12 protein-coding genes and 1 pseudogene are annotated in these 13,836 nt (G+C 62.1%); 2 read left to right on the top strand and 11 right to left on the bottom strand.

Annotated features, from left to right (window positions below):
• Positions 1-99: 99 nt before the first annotated feature.
• Complete coding sequence (locus tag OMK73_RS16305; protein WP_267602949.1) at positions 100-747, bottom strand: hypothetical protein; 648 nt, start codon at positions 745-747, stop codon at positions 100-102.
• 558 nt (positions 748-1,305) lie between these two features.
• Here OMK73_RS16305 and OMK73_RS16310 point away from each other — a divergent pair.
• Complete coding sequence (locus OMK73_RS16310) at positions 1,306-3,948, top strand: EAL domain-containing protein (RefSeq protein ID WP_267602950.1); 2,643 nt, start codon at positions 1,306-1,308, stop codon at positions 3,946-3,948.
• Positions 3,949-4,078: 130 nt separating this feature from the next.
• Here OMK73_RS16310 and OMK73_RS16315 read toward each other — a convergent pair whose 3' ends face one another.
• From OMK73_RS16315 to kbl, 3 genes are all read right to left on the bottom strand, one after another.
• Positions 4,079-5,497: an amino acid permease gene (locus OMK73_RS16315; protein ID WP_267602951.1), complete on the bottom strand. Its 1,419-nt coding sequence runs from the start codon at positions 5,495-5,497 to the stop codon at positions 4,079-4,081.
• A 474-nt stretch (positions 5,498-5,971) separates the two neighbouring features.
• A complete protein-coding gene (locus OMK73_RS16320) occupies positions 5,972-6,946 on the bottom strand; it encodes an NAD-dependent epimerase/dehydratase family protein (protein ID WP_267602952.1) in 975 nt (324 codons plus the stop codon).
• Entirely contained in the window at positions 6,943-8,145 is a 1,203-nt protein-coding gene (gene kbl / locus OMK73_RS16325; RefSeq protein WP_267602953.1) for a glycine C-acetyltransferase, read from the bottom strand. The genes OMK73_RS16320 and kbl overlap by 4 nt, the downstream gene beginning before the upstream one ends.
• A gap of 152 nt (positions 8,146-8,297) precedes the next feature.
• Here kbl and OMK73_RS16330 point away from each other — a divergent pair, with 152 nt between their 5' ends.
• Positions 8,298-8,828: a helix-turn-helix domain-containing protein gene (locus OMK73_RS16330; RefSeq protein ID WP_267602954.1), complete on the top strand. Its 531-nt coding sequence runs from the start codon at positions 8,298-8,300 to the stop codon at positions 8,826-8,828.
• Between the two features lie 71 nt (positions 8,829-8,899).
• Here OMK73_RS16330 and OMK73_RS16335 read toward each other — a convergent pair whose 3' ends face one another.
• The 7 genes and pseudogenes from OMK73_RS16335 to OMK73_RS16365 all read right to left on the bottom strand — a co-directional run bounded on the left by OMK73_RS16335 (position 8,900) and on the right by OMK73_RS16365 (position 13,834).
• Complete coding sequence (locus OMK73_RS16335) at positions 8,900-9,145, bottom strand: hypothetical protein (protein ID WP_267602955.1); 246 nt, start codon at positions 9,143-9,145, stop codon at positions 8,900-8,902.
• Positions 9,142-9,330 carry a hypothetical protein gene (locus OMK73_RS16340; protein WP_267602956.1) on the bottom strand — a complete coding sequence of 63 codons (189 nt, stop codon included), beginning with the start codon at positions 9,328-9,330 and terminating at the stop codon, positions 9,142-9,144. The genes OMK73_RS16335 and OMK73_RS16340 overlap by 4 nt, the downstream gene beginning before the upstream one ends.
• Before the next feature lie 349 nt (positions 9,331-9,679).
• Positions 9,680-10,099: an organic hydroperoxide resistance protein gene (locus OMK73_RS16345; protein WP_267602957.1), complete on the bottom strand. Its 420-nt coding sequence runs from the start codon at positions 10,097-10,099 to the stop codon at positions 9,680-9,682.
• Positions 10,100-10,220: 121 nt separating this feature from the next.
• Positions 10,221-10,403: pseudogene (locus OMK73_RS16350) on the bottom strand (alpha/beta fold hydrolase); the annotation flags it as partial.
• Between the two features lie 100 nt (positions 10,404-10,503).
• Positions 10,504-11,811 carry an epoxide hydrolase family protein gene (locus OMK73_RS16355; RefSeq protein ID WP_267602958.1) on the bottom strand — a complete coding sequence of 436 codons (1,308 nt, stop codon included), beginning with the start codon at positions 11,809-11,811 and terminating at the stop codon, positions 10,504-10,506.
• 921 nt (positions 11,812-12,732) lie between these two features.
• Positions 12,733-13,425, bottom strand: coding sequence for a response regulator transcription factor (locus tag OMK73_RS16360; protein ID WP_267602959.1), 693 nt, complete (start codon positions 13,423-13,425; stop codon positions 12,733-12,735).
• On the bottom strand, positions 13,403-13,834 hold the full coding sequence (locus OMK73_RS16365; RefSeq protein WP_267602960.1) for a response regulator: 432 nt from the start codon (positions 13,832-13,834) through the stop codon (positions 13,403-13,405). Before OMK73_RS16365 ends, OMK73_RS16360 begins: the two co-directional genes overlap by 23 nt.
• Between the last annotated feature and the right edge of the window lie 2 nt (positions 13,835-13,836).

Raw genomic sequence — 13,836 nt, forward strand, 5'->3', positions numbered from 1 at the left:
AGGCAATCGGCGAGGAATTGCCTGACCCGGTGGCAAACCATCTGGTCAAGCTCGGTCCACGCTATGCTTGGCCACGCGCTCAAATCGATTGATTGAAACTCAGGCTTGCGGCGAATCATGACCGGCCTCCCCGACCGCAAACTTCGTCATCCACGACAATGGGTCGGTTCGTAATTCCTCAGCATGCACGCGACCGGTATGCAGTAGATTGAAGATGGCGGCGCGCACAAGCACCGGGTCACCTTTCGAGAACTTGCGCTCGATGGCTAGAAGCGGCTTTGGACTGGCGACAAAGCGCTCGACCGCGTCGAGCAGTGACACCGACACGAGACCTCGCGTGGCTACGATACTTGGCAGCATGCGCTGCCATTTCTCGATCCAGATGCGTGATGCCGCCAGTTCGGCCGCGTCGACCAGCCGGACATTGAGCACATCAGCGCTGAGCTCGAGGCCCTCCTTCGCTTCTTCATCGATAACTGGATTCGGCAGGAGCGCCAAGTCTTGACGGTCAGAGTACGAGACCAGGAAGTCTGCTAAGTAGCGCCGTCCGCGAAACTGAATGAATCCGGGACGCTCACAAAAGTGGGCGATTGCCGGATCTGATTCGATCAAGACCCATTGGTCGAACGCACAGCGTCGGTAGAAGGTGAGCCGACGCTTCAGCTTCGGACTGAAGGCTTCGAAGCGATGCGCGCCGCGCGGGCGGACGAGTGCAACCGGCTCCGCCATGCGCAGGGAATCCTCCATAAAATCAATGCCTTACGAGCGGGATTCGAAGTCTAGGACGCCAATTGACAAAATTATTCCGGACGAAGGCGAATTGACGGTTTTGCTTCGTTTGGAGTGGAAGCAATATTGTCAATTCACCGGCCGGACTTCTATATACGGCGCGGGTTCCGGGGGATTCCGGAGTGACAGAATTGCTTCGTTCTACGCAACGAGGCTGGCAGCAGTACGCACTACGTGGTGTTGGCCGATGTTTTGCATTGGCCGGTGGACGGGGCGCAGTTGCCCTTGCTCCAACATGGGGCGTATCGCTGGTTGGCGCCGGAGGCAGTGCTGGCGGATGCGGGCGTACACGCCTATACGAAGGCGTACTTCGCATGAGGCGGGCCATGTCCGGTATCGAGGCCCACGTGCCCACGAGTCGAGCGGGGCATGAACACGACGTGACGCTTTCGGCGCACGCCGGCCCGGCTCCAAGCGGTGAGCACAGGACTAGAGTGCGTGCTGCTTGTCGCGTTCGCTGACATCGACTAGCCTGCTATCGATGTCGATTCTTCGCTGCGCTGCGATACCCATTTGATGCCAGAACGCTCGACCACCCGATATGGCAAGGCGCTGCAGCGCCTGCGACAGGTCTTTTCCCCGTTGAACCTGGCGGCGGCGGCGTGGCTGATTGCAACATGGGCGTTCGCGGCGTTTCAGCTCGTGAGCGAGCGGGACCGCTTGCTGCACGTCGCCGCGGAGCGTACCCAGGCGGAGGCCCGGGCGTTCGGCGCGTACTCGAAATCCAGCATCCTGCGGCTGTCCGAGTTCCTCCTCGACCTGCGGGCCAGTTGGCTGGTCGGCCAGCCGGGGTTCATCGACATGGTGCGTGAGCGGGAGAACCTGGTGGTGGACCTGTCGTTCCAGGTGTCGGTGATCGACAAGCATGGCCTGCTCATCTACTCGTCCATCGCCCCGCCCGCGCCCGGCGAGAAGGTCGACCTGAGCGGGCGCGAGCATTTCCGGGTCCATCAGAACGCGGGCGGGCGCGACATGCTGTTCATCAGCGACCCGGTGAAGGGCAAGGTCTCGCGCAAATGGTCGATCCAGTTCACGCGCCCCATCCTGCGCGCGGGCAGCTTCGACGGGGTCATCGTGGTCTCGGTCAGTCCGGAGCAGTTCGCCAGCTTTGCGCAGACGTTCACTAACCGCGATGGCGAAGTGGCGTCGGTCATCAAGACTTCCGGCCAGGTCCTTGCGCGCGTGCCGGCCCTGGAGGGCACGCTGGCCAGGGCGGTCAGCAGCAGGCCGTACCTCGCCAGCGAGTCGCCCCAGTCTGGTAGTTATCGGGCGGTGTCGGGCTCCGAAGGCGTGGAGCGGGTCTTCGGCTATTACCGTGCGCCGGAGTTCGGGCTCAATTTCGTGGTGGGCGAGTCAGTCGGCATGGTGCTGGCGCCCTACGAGGTCTATCGCCGCGTTGCCTTGGCCGGTGCCATTGCTTCCACGCTGCTGCTTGGCTTGTTGTACTACAGCCTGCGCCGCTCCATGGGGGAGCGACGGCGCCATATGGAGGAGATGCGGCTGGCTTCGCTGGTCTATTCGTCCAGCAGCGAGGCCATGGTGGTGACGTCGCTCGATGGCACCATCATCGACGTGAATCCGGCCTTTGCCGCCGCCACTGGCTATACAGTCGAGGAGGTCAAGGGCCGTTCGGGCTATAGCGTCAGCGGGGCAGGCAATGCGGCAGGGCTGGTCGAGCGCCTGCGGGCCACCGTGGCAGCCAAGGGCAGATGGAGCGGCGAATTGTCGATTCGCCGCAAGGACGGCAGCGAGTTTCCCGCCTACCTGACCGTGGATACCTACCTGGCCCACGCGTATGGCGAGCGCCGCCGCGTTGCGCTGATCCATGACATGACCGAGAAGCGCCAGGCGGAGGAAGTCATCCGGCACCAGGCGAATTTCGATGCGCTGACGGATCTGCCCAACCGCCGCCTGTTCTTCGACCGGCTGGAGCAGGAGATCGAGCACTCGCGCGGCATGCAGGATGCGCTGGCGCTGCTGTTCATCGACCTGGATCGCTTCAAGGAGGTGAACGATACCCTCGGCCACGATCAGGGTGACCAGTTGCTGCTGGAGGCGGCGCGGCGCATTGCGGCATCGGTGCGCGCGTCGGATACCGTGGCGCGGCTGGCCGGCGACGAGTTCACCGTGATCCTGCCCGCGGTGGGCGATGCCGGCGTTGCCGAGGGCATTGCCCATGCGATCCTGGAGCGGATTGCCGCGCCTTATCGCCTGGCCGGCGAGCTGGTGGTGGTGTCGGCCAGCATCGGCGTGGCGACCTACCCCAAGGACGCCGACAACGCCGAGGCCCTGCTGGTGTGCGCCGACCAGGCAATGTTTGCCGCCAAGGAGGAGGGCCGCAATCGCTGGAAGGCCTTCACCCAGGCGCTGCTGCAGGCGGAGAGGGAGCGCCTGCGCATCACGCAGGACCTGCGCACGGCATTGGCGTCCGGGCAGTTCGCGCTGCACTACCAGCCCATTGTCAATCTGCGCACGGGCAAGGTCTGCAAGGCCGAGGCCCTGATCCGCTGGGACCATCCGGTGCGCGGGCCGATCCACCCGGCCGATTTCATTGCCGTTGCGGAGGAATCCGGCCTCATCATCGACATAGGCCGCTGGGTGCTGACGGAAGCGCTGGACCAGCTTGCGCGCTGGCAGGTGCTGCTGGGCAAGGGCTTCCAGATCTCGGTCAACAAATCGCCAGTGGAGTTCTGCGCGCCTGCGAGCGGGCCCGAGTCCTGGTCCAGCATGATCGAGCGCAGGAACGTGCCGGTGGGCAGCCTCGTCATCGAGATCACCGAAGGCTCGCTGATGGAGCAGAACGCCGATGTCATGGACCAGCTCTCCCGCTTCCAGGCGGCCGGCATCGAGATCGCGCTCGACGACTTCGGCACCGGCTACTCGTCCTTGTCGTACCTGCGGCGCCTGGACATTGACTACATCAAGATCGACCAGTCCTTCGTCCGCTCGCTGACGCGGGGCTCGGACGACGTGGCCTTGTGCCGCGCCATCATCAGCATGGCGCATGCACTGCGCATCCGCGTGATTGCCGAGGGCGTCGAGACCGAGTCGCAGCGCGACATCCTGCTAGCTGCCGGCTGCGACTACGGGCAAGGCCACTTCTTCTGTCCGCCGGTGGAGGCCAGCGCGTTCGAGGCCTTCGTGAGCGCCGTGACTTGAGGCGAGCGGCGTCCTTCGGTGCCTTGGTCGGGGGCTCGTCTGGGCTTCGTCCTTGCGCACGCCGGACACCGCGCGGGGTCCGGCGCTGCGCGCCGCCGCGTGGGAACACCGGCAGCGCGCGGGACAGTGATCAAGCAGACTTTTGGACATGCGCCTCAAGCGGCGCGCGCGATTTGGTGAGCCGATAACCGATGCCGAGCAGCGCGAACCACACGGGTGCCACGTAGAGCGCCACCCGGGTACCCGGATCGAGGGACAGCAGCGCCGCAACCGCGATCATGAAGGCGACCACCAGCCAGTTGGCATAAGGCGCGCCAGGCATGCGAAAGTCCACCGCCTTGACCCGGCCGGCGGCGATTGCCTTGCGATAGCCGAGGTGGGCAATCATGATGATCGACCAGGTCCACAGCGAACCGACCAGCGAAATGCTGGTGACCCAGACGAAAACCTGCTCCGGCACGATGTAGTTGAGCAGCACGCCGATGCCCATCAGCACGGCCGAGAACGTGATGGCGGTGGACGGCACATGCTTGCTGCTGACCCTGCCGAAGGCGCGCGGCGCTTGGCCAAACTGCGCCAGCGTGTACAGCATGCGCCCGGTGCTGAAGATGCCGCTGTTGCAAGATGAGGCTGCCGCCGTGATGACGACCAGATTGACGATCGCGGCCGCCCCCGGAATGCCGATCCTCTCGAACACGTAGACGAAGGGGCTGACGCCGGGCTTCAGTTCATTCCAGGGCACCAGCGCCATCATGACGATCAGCGCGCCAACGTAGAAGATCAGGATGCGCCAGACGACGCCGTTGGTCGCATGCGGCAACACCTTCTCGGGATTCTGCGCCTCCCCCGCGGTGACACCGATCAGTTCCACGCCCTGGTAGGCGAACATGACGATCTGCAAGGTCAGCACCACGCCGAGCGTCCCGAACGGCATGAAGCCGCCATGCGTCCACAGGTTCGAGAAGCTGGCCGTCGGGCCGAGCGGTGTCACGCCGAAGAAGATGATCGCCAGCCCGATCACGATCATGGCGATGATGGTCACCACCTTGATCAGCGCGAACCAGAATTCCAGCTCGCCGAATACCGCGACCGCGATGCAATTCACCAGGTACAGCACCGCCAGGGTGGCCAGCGCCGGTATCCACTGCGGCACGTCCGGGAACCAGTAGTGCACGTAGACTGCGACCGCGGTGATCTCGGCCATCCCGGTGACCACCCACATGAACCAGTACGACCAGCCGGTGGCGAAGCCGGCAAAGGGGCCGACAAACTCCTCGGCGTAGGTTGCAAAGGATCCGGTCACCGGGCGGTACAGCAGCAGCTCGCCCAGCGCCCGCATGATGAAGAAGATCGCCACGCCGCCGATGGCATAACTCAGCATCAGTCCCGGGCCGGCGATGGCGATCGCACGCCCTGCCCCCAGAAACAGTCCGACACCGATGGCGCCGCCGATGGCGATCATCTGGATGTGCCGGTCCTTGAGCCCGCGATGGAGATCCTTCTCCTCGTGGGCCCGCTCTTCGTCGAGCAGTTTCCTTACGTCAGTCATATTGATCTCCTCTCAGACCCGCGAACGCTTGTCAGCACCAGCACGGCTCTCACCCGTGAATTGGTTCCGGCGCGCAATGACCTTCCGGATACGGGTTGCCCGGCTTCGCGCCGGTAGTGCGCCAGCATGAACCCTCCGATGTCGAAGCCGGCCCTGGCGGCCGGAAAGTCGGATTGCTGGATTTGCGGATGTGGTCATAAGTTGTCTCCTCTGGTAATCGTTATTTGGATCGATGCGGCCGGCGCTTCGCGCCCTGTCTATCGCCCGCGCGGCATCGCGCATCGTCCTGATCGCCTTCATTCCCCGACAACGCATCCCAGCGTCCGAAATCGAGGCGATCTTCTATCACTGGGTCTCGACCCTGTCAATACGTTTCCCGCGCTGCCGTGCAACGACCTTCGCGCAGCCTGCTGTCATGCCACGAGGCTGGCCGGCGGCCGGGTTCCTGGCTTTGCCTGCCGCGCCAACCCGTTCTCAGCTCACGCATTCCAAGGCGCTACCCTGGTTCAGCGTTGCCAGGTTTTTCAGCATGTCGGGCACCATCTCCTTGAGGCCGAATTCAGGTCTCCAGTTCCAATCTCGCCTGGCTACCGAGTCGTCGATAGAGTCAGGCCATCCACCGGCAATTTCCTGACGGAAATCAGGCTCGTACCTGATATCGAACCCGGGGCAATGCCGCCGGATCTCGTTCGCGATATCGCCAGGCGTGAAGCTCAAGCCCGCAAGGTTGTAGCTTCCCCGCTCGGAGATGCGGGCGCCAGGCGCCTCCATCAGCTCGATGGTCGCGCGAACGGCGTCCGGCATGTACATCATTGGCAGGGCTTCATCTTTCTCCAGAAAGCAGGCATAGGGTTGCGCCCTGAGCGCCGAATGGAAGATATCGATTGCGTAGTCCGTGGTTCCGCCGCCTGGAGGCGTCTTGTAGGAAATCAATCCTGGATACCGCAGGCTTCTGACATCCACGCCATGGTTCTCAAAGTACCAACGGCACCATCCTTCGCCCGCCAGCTTGGAGATGCCGTAGACGGTCTTGGGCTCCATGATGGTGCTTTGGGGCGTGGCGTCCGGCGGCGTTGTCGGGCCGAATGCCGCAATCGAACTGGGCCAGAATACCTTGTCGAGCCTCTGGTGACGCGCAGCCTCCAGCACGTTCAGCAGGCCGTTCATGTTGAGTTGCCACGCCCATGTGGGCGACTTCTCTCCCGTTGCCGACAATGCGGCTGCCAAGTGATAGATCTGGGTGATCCCATGCCGCTCGATGACATCGCGAAGTTGCGCCCCATCGGTTACGTCGAGCATTTGATGCGTGAGGTGCGGGTGGCGGCCGTGCGGCACCATGTCGCTCGTGACGACATTCTGCTTGCCATAGCGATCGGCCAGCGCCGACGCCAACTCCGTTCCCAATTGGCCGTTGGCGCCAATGATCAGAACCCTGGCTGGCTTTGTCATTGAATGATCCCCAGTTCCTTGCCTGCGATCTCGAACGCCTCCAACGCCTGGTCCAGCTCGGCGCTGTCGTGCAAGGCGCTGATCTGCACCCGGATGCGTGCCTGCCCCCTGGGGACCACGGGATAGAAGAAACCGATGACATAGACGCCCAGCTCCAGCAGACGCCGGGACAGTCGCTGCGCCTTTTCCGCGTCGTACACCATGACGGGAATGATGGGGTGGTCGCCGAGCTTCACGTCGAAACCCAGCGTGCCGAGCTTGCCGCGGAAGTACCGCGCATTGCGCTCGAGCTTGTCTCGCAACGTGGTATCGGCTTCGAGCAGGTCAAGCACCTTGAGTGTCGCGCCCACGATGCACGGCGCCACCGTGTTCGAGAAAAGATAAGGCCGGGAGCGCTGGCGCAGCAATGCCACGACTTCCTTTCGCCCACTCGTAAAACCACCCGAGGCGCCGCCTAGCGCTTTGCCGAGCGTTCCGGTGATGATGTCGACCTTTCCGAAGATCCCACGGTGTTCGTGAGAGCCGCGGCCACGCTGCCCAAGGAAGCCGGTGGCATGGCACTCGTCAATCCCGAGGAGCGCCCCGAACTCGTCGCAGATCTCGCGGATCTCGTCGAGCCGGGCAATCGTGCCATCCATCGAGAATACGCCATCGGTAAAGACGAGCTTGAAACGTGCGCCTGCGGCATCGGCCGCCTTCAACTGCTCGCGAAGATCCTCAAGGTCATTGTTCTTGTAGCGGAAACGCTTGGCTTTACAGAGCCGGATGCCATCGATGATGGACGCGTGGTTCAGTTCGTCGCTGATGACAGCGTCGTCCGGACCAAGGAGCGTCTCGAACAGGCCCCCGTTTGCATCGAAGGCCGAGCCGTAGAGGATCGTGTCTTCGATGCCGAGAAAGCTCGCGAGACGCGCCTCGAGCGACTTGTGCAGATCTTGCGTACCACAAATGAACCGAACGGAGCTCAAGCCAAAACCACGCTCGCCGAGCGCGCGATGCGCAGCCTCCACGACCTCCGGATGGGACGAGAGGCCCAGGTAGTTGTTAGCGCACAGGTTGATGACTTCCTTCCCATCGGTAGTCCTGATTAGGCTGCCCTGGGGAGAGGCGATGACACGCTCGGTTTTGAACAGACCGGCTTGTTCAATGGACTCGAGCTCCTGGCGGATGGCTGCGTAGAACGCGTCTGTTGTCGGCACAGCGGGGCTCCTGTAAACTGAGGGTGATCGATAAACCGAACATATTCTGTATATCGAACGTTTTGTTCACTTTACAGGACTTCATTTCATGACACAAGTCCCCCGGCGGAGGCGTTCACAGAAGGCCCCCCGTCATTGGAGCCAGGCTGCAATTGCTTCGCCAGGCACGCAAGCTCTCTCTCGACGAGCTTTCCCGGCGTGCTGGCGTATCCAAATCGATGCTTTCGCAGGTTGAGCGGAATCTTGCCAATCCCACGGTAGCGGTCTTGTGGCGATTGGCGAACGCCTTGGGCATTGGCCTGGCCGAGTTCCTTTCCGGCGGGCAGGCCGACAAGCCGACGCCAACCGTGACGGTCATTCCTGCTCACTCGATCCCGGTGATCAGAAGCCCGGATGGCAAATGCGAGTTGAAGACTCTCGGCCCGGTGGACCTTGCAAGCCGGGTGGAATGGTATGAGCTGTCGATCCATCCTGGCGGCATACTCGCATCCGAGCCGCATGAGAGTGGTTCGAAAGAACATCTGTCCGTAATGAGCGGCTGCGTCACCGTTCAATCCGGCCCCAGTGAGAAGAAAGTCCGGCACGGCGAGTCCGCGCGCTATCCGGCGGATGTTCAGCATGCCATTTCGAATCCTGGAAAAACCATGGCCACGGCATTGCTGGTCGTTGAGTACGCCCAATGAAGCCGTTCATCGGAAGTCGACAGGATCACGCCAGCACTGCAACACGAGCGCGGATATCCGCATCTTCTGCGTCATGTCCCGCGCGCGCGAAAGCGCCGATACCCTCGTCGGAACAGGTAACGGATGCCGATGCGCACGGCGGTCCGTACGCCGGCGCTCGACTGCACACCGCCGCCAAAGACGCCCGACGCACCGGAATCGGGCCCCTCTGCCACGCGTAACCCGGCATGTGCCCCCAGCGCTGCGGTCAGGCCATCGGGCGGCAAATAGCCCCGGCAGTACCGCATCGGGATGCGATTCGCAGGCCAAGGCATCATGGTGCCGTAGCGTCATAGATGCGCACCGTCATGTCAGGCCACTCGCTAATGCGGCGCTTGACCTCGGCACGGACATTCTCCGTTGTCAGGCGCAGCGTTGAAACCAGAGCCTGCGGGCCATCGGTATTCAATGTCTCCTCGAGGGGCTGCTTAATGCGCAGGCAGGTAAAGAGCTTGACTTTCATATCCACGTACTGCAGCTTGGGCTCGCGCACAGAGCCTCGCGCTTCCCTGCCCCGACTTCCCATTAGCCGTGCCCATGAAACGGTGTGGCCAGCAAGGCAGAGACCAGGGAATCCAGACGTCCAGTGCAAGCCAGTGGAAATCATATTGGCAGTACCGGTGGGACCGTGGCTATCAGTTCTGACATCAGATCGTCAGCCGTGATGCCATAGCATCCGACGCCCCCCCAAAAAAACGCCAATGACCTGCCGGAGCAGCATTCCGAGGTCAACATGGGTTCTGGTGACGGATACACCATCTCCCTCCGGAAAAAGGGCCTGCCCGGGCTACCGGAGCAGGCTCCGATGCGTGTCAAATCACGTTGATTTTTACGTGGATATTGCCGTGTGTGGCCTTCGAGTACGGGCACGTCTGGTGCGCGGCATCCACCAGCGCCTGCGCAACCTCACGCTCGATGCCGGGGATATGAACATTGAGGCGGGCCGGCAGGAAATACGCGTCACCGCCCTTGCCCAGGTCCACCTCCGCGTCGACGGCGAGGTCGGACGGCAGCTTGACCTTCAGCTTGCCGGCGGCCAGCCCGATCGCACCAATAAAGCACGCCGACCATCCAGCGGCAAACAACTGCTCCGGGTTCGTGCCGGCGCTGCTGGTGCCCGGCGACGACAGCCGGATATTCAGGCGTCCGTCGTCGCTACGGGCCTCGCCGTCGCGGCCGCCTGCGCTGGTGTGGACCTTGCCGGTGTATAGGACTTTTTCGATGCGGGTCATGATGTGTTCCTTCTACAGGTCAACTGGTGTTCAACAGTGGCTTAGCAAAGGCAGCATAGGCGCTATATCCGGAAATCGCGCCCGAGCTCACCAGCCCAGCCATCGGATGAACGCCGCGTGCGTCGACGGCGAGCACCGACTGCTGGCCATTGCGGACCCTATCGCTGGAAAGGAACCGCGTTGTCCCGTAGCCGCGCAGGTACGGAACGACTACCCGATAGCCCGCCGACGCGAGCCGGGGCGCGACATCGGCAAAGCTGTGGATGTCATAAGGCCAGCCATGGAGCAAGATCACCACTGGGCCGCGCCTCGCCCGGAGCCGGAAATGAACATGGTGATGCCAGCAATCTTCATAGATGACTGTCTGCTCAGTTTGTTTCCATGGGCGACGCTCATCGTGCCGATCAACGCAAGGTCTTGAAAGCCGCCCTGAGCTCTTCCGAGAAGAGTTCAGGCTGCTCCCAGGCGGCGAAGTGGCCATCCTTGTTCACTTCGTTGAAGTGAATCAGCTTGTGGTAGCTGCGTTCGGTCCAGCTCCGGGGCGCCTGGTAGATTTCGCCGGGGAATATCGTCACCGCGGCCGGGATCGATATGTCGACCGCGTTGAAGTTGTTTGCGTTGTTTTCCCAGTAGAGCTGCGCGGCAGATGTAGACGTATTGGTCAGCCAGTAAAGCGTGATGTCGTCGAGCATCTCATCCTTGGTCAGCGAGCGTTCGGGATCGCCACCGCTGTAGGTCCAGTCCGCGAATTTGTCGTACATCCAGGCGGCCTGGCCAACCGGTGAATCCGCGAGCGCATACCCCACCGTTTGCGGGCGGGTAACCATCATCGCGGCGTACCCGCCGCCCCGGGTATAGAGATTGTTGAGCGACTTGTACGCGGCCTTCTCCTTGTCGGAGAGTCCGGCCGGCGGCGGGTCGCCCGCTTGCAACGACTTGGCGATGTCCGGCGGCACGGTTGCCGGCATGTTGACGTGAATGCCCAGCAATCCGGGAGGCTTCTGGGCGGCCATCTTGTCGGCGATCACCGAACCCCAATCGCCGCCCTGCGCCACATAGTGCTGGTAGCCGAGGCGCCGCATCAATTCCTCCCAGGCACGCGCGATGTGGTCAGGCGTCCATCCCGTGCCCTTGGGCTTGCCTGAGAATCCGTACCCGGGCATCGAAGGCAGGACCAGGTCGAATGAATCCTCAGCGCGCCCGCCATGGGCAACGGGATCGGTGAGCGGTCCGATGACTTTCAACTCCTCGAATACCGAACCGGGCCAGCCGTGGGTCATGATCATCGGTAGCGCGTTTGGATTGCGAGAGCGGACCCAGATGAAATGAATATCGACCCCATCAATCGTGGTCACATACTGCGGCAACGCATTTAGCCGTGCCTCCGCCTTGCGCCAGTTATAGTCGGTGCCCCAGTAGTGCACCAGGTCCTTCAGCTTGCTGAACTGGGCGCCCTGTGATCTGTCGCTGACAGTTTCCATGTCAGGCCAGCGGGTTGCCGCAATGCGTTTGCGTAAATCGCTCAGTTGAGCGTCGGAGAAATGTGCATGGAACGTGCGGATCGTCGCGCCCGCGCTTGACGCCGATGCGGGTGGGTCGTCAGCAGCGAGGACCCGGGTGGTGAGAACGGCCGCAGCCAGCAGTGCCACACCGAGTGCGGGAGCGATTAACGAATCGAGTGCGAGTCGCCGGTTCGAGGAAAAGGGAAACATAGTCTGGTGCTCCTCAGTTAATGAGCCAAATAAAGGGATAAATCGGATCAGTTGAAGGTCGCAAAAGCTTGCGGCGGGCACCGCGCGTCGGTGTAGCGCCGTCCGTGCTCGAAGATGCTGAATGACTGGGGAGGCGATCGGCTCCACAAGTGATATCAGTCAGGGACCCGCGTTAAACAACATCAATGAGTTCGTGGATTCAGTGCATTGCAAGGCACCACTTGTACGCATACAGGTTGTCTTTCGCGAGGCAAGGTTACGCAAAGCGAGTGCGCAGTTCCATTGTTCGATGGTATTGGCGATACTTTCGTATCGGTGGGCGCGACGCGGCGCCGGCCGTTGCAGTTCACGCAGGCGGAATTGAAAGCGGTCCTGGATCACAACGCCTAGCTCAATGGACGTGAGCGAGCAGGAGGTCATGGCGTCAGTGGTATCGGCCCGCCGAACAGGCAAGCAGGTCGCCGTGGCAGGCGAGCGCGCGAGGAACCAGACGAATTCGCGAACGATGCGCAGCTAGACCCCCTGTGTCTTCGGGGAAATTGAGCGCATGCACATGTCGTCGATCATGCGCTGGAGTAGCGGACTGACGCTAGCCTGTGAAAAGGCCCTGATCGGGCATCTGCCATCAGAAAGAATAGAAAGCAGCCTCTCGACAACGCGCGCACATTGGAGCGCCCGGTTGCTCGACATTCGCGATACGCTCCGTCATGAAGAGTGGCTCGATAGGCCGAACGACAATGCTGCATCCACAACATACGACCTATATCGCTCGCGCTGATGCGTCCTCCGCCGGAAACCAAAGGACAGATGCTACTTCGGCTGGAAAGCCCGTCCATACGGAGGAATAAGGCATCGGGCGTCGACCGCCCATTGATACCTAAAGTGGTGCAGCCATCGGAGTGTACGGAGCCGTCCCCTCCCTCACGCAGCTTCCGGCCGTACTATCCGTGGTGCGCGGCCAAGACGAAGTTTCCGCGCCATGTTTATCAGGTCGGGGAACGAGTGGGCGTTCATCTTTCGCATGACCTGCCCGCGGTGCGCTTTAACGGTGATTTCGCTGATGCCCAATTCGCTTCCCACTTGCTTGTTCAGCAAGCCGGACACCACCAACACCATGACCTCGCGCTCGCGTCGACTAAGTGACGCATAGCGGTCCTGAAGCACCCTTATCTCAGCCCCATCGCTCAATGCCGCGCGGCTGCGCTCGATGGCCAACCGGATGGCATCGAGCAGGACTTCGTCGTCGAAAGGCTTGGTGAGAAATTCAACCGCCCCGGCTTTCATGGCCCGCACCGTCATCGGCACGTCGCCGTAGCCGGTGATGAAGATGATCGGCATGTCAGTGCGCTCGGATGCGATGTGGTTCTGCAGTTCAAGGCCGCTGAGGTCGGGTAGACGAACGTCCAACACCAGGCAGTTCGGAACCATGGCGCGCGGACGCTTGAGAAAGTCCTGCGCGGAGGCGTACGCCTCGGCCGTGAGACCGGCGAAGCGAATCAGCGCCTGCAGCGACTCACGCACCGAGACGTCGTCGTCGACGACGAAGACGACCGGCGTGGCGTGCGCCGCCGACGACGATTCCAATTCGCGTTCAACCGCGTTGGCTGGTGTCATTGCGAGCTCCAAACGTAGGTACCCCTGGTGGTATCAGGGAGGCGCCGAGCGCGGCCTGGATCGCCCTCAGCAGGGCGATGTCACTGAATGGTTTGCGCAAGCATTCGACTGCACCATTTTCAAGCACGCTCGGGCGTAGGACGTCGTCCGCATGCGCGGTGATGAAGACGATCGGAACGGCTTGCCAGTGCTGCTGCAGCTCGTGCTGCAGGTCGCGGCCGGACATGCCGGGCATGGCGATATCGAGGATCAGACAGTGCGCCTGGCCGATACATCCGGAGGCCAGAAACTCCTCCGCCGACGCAAACGCCTGGGCGGCAAAGCCGAATTCGCGCAGCAGGTCGGGCAACGATTCGCGCACCGACTCGTCGTCGTCGACTACCGCGATAAGCGAGCGCTCGACCATCATCG

Source organism: Cupriavidus sp. D39, from assembly GCF_026627925.1.
Classification (GTDB): domain Bacteria; phylum Pseudomonadota; class Gammaproteobacteria; order Burkholderiales; family Burkholderiaceae; genus Cupriavidus; species Cupriavidus ulmosensis.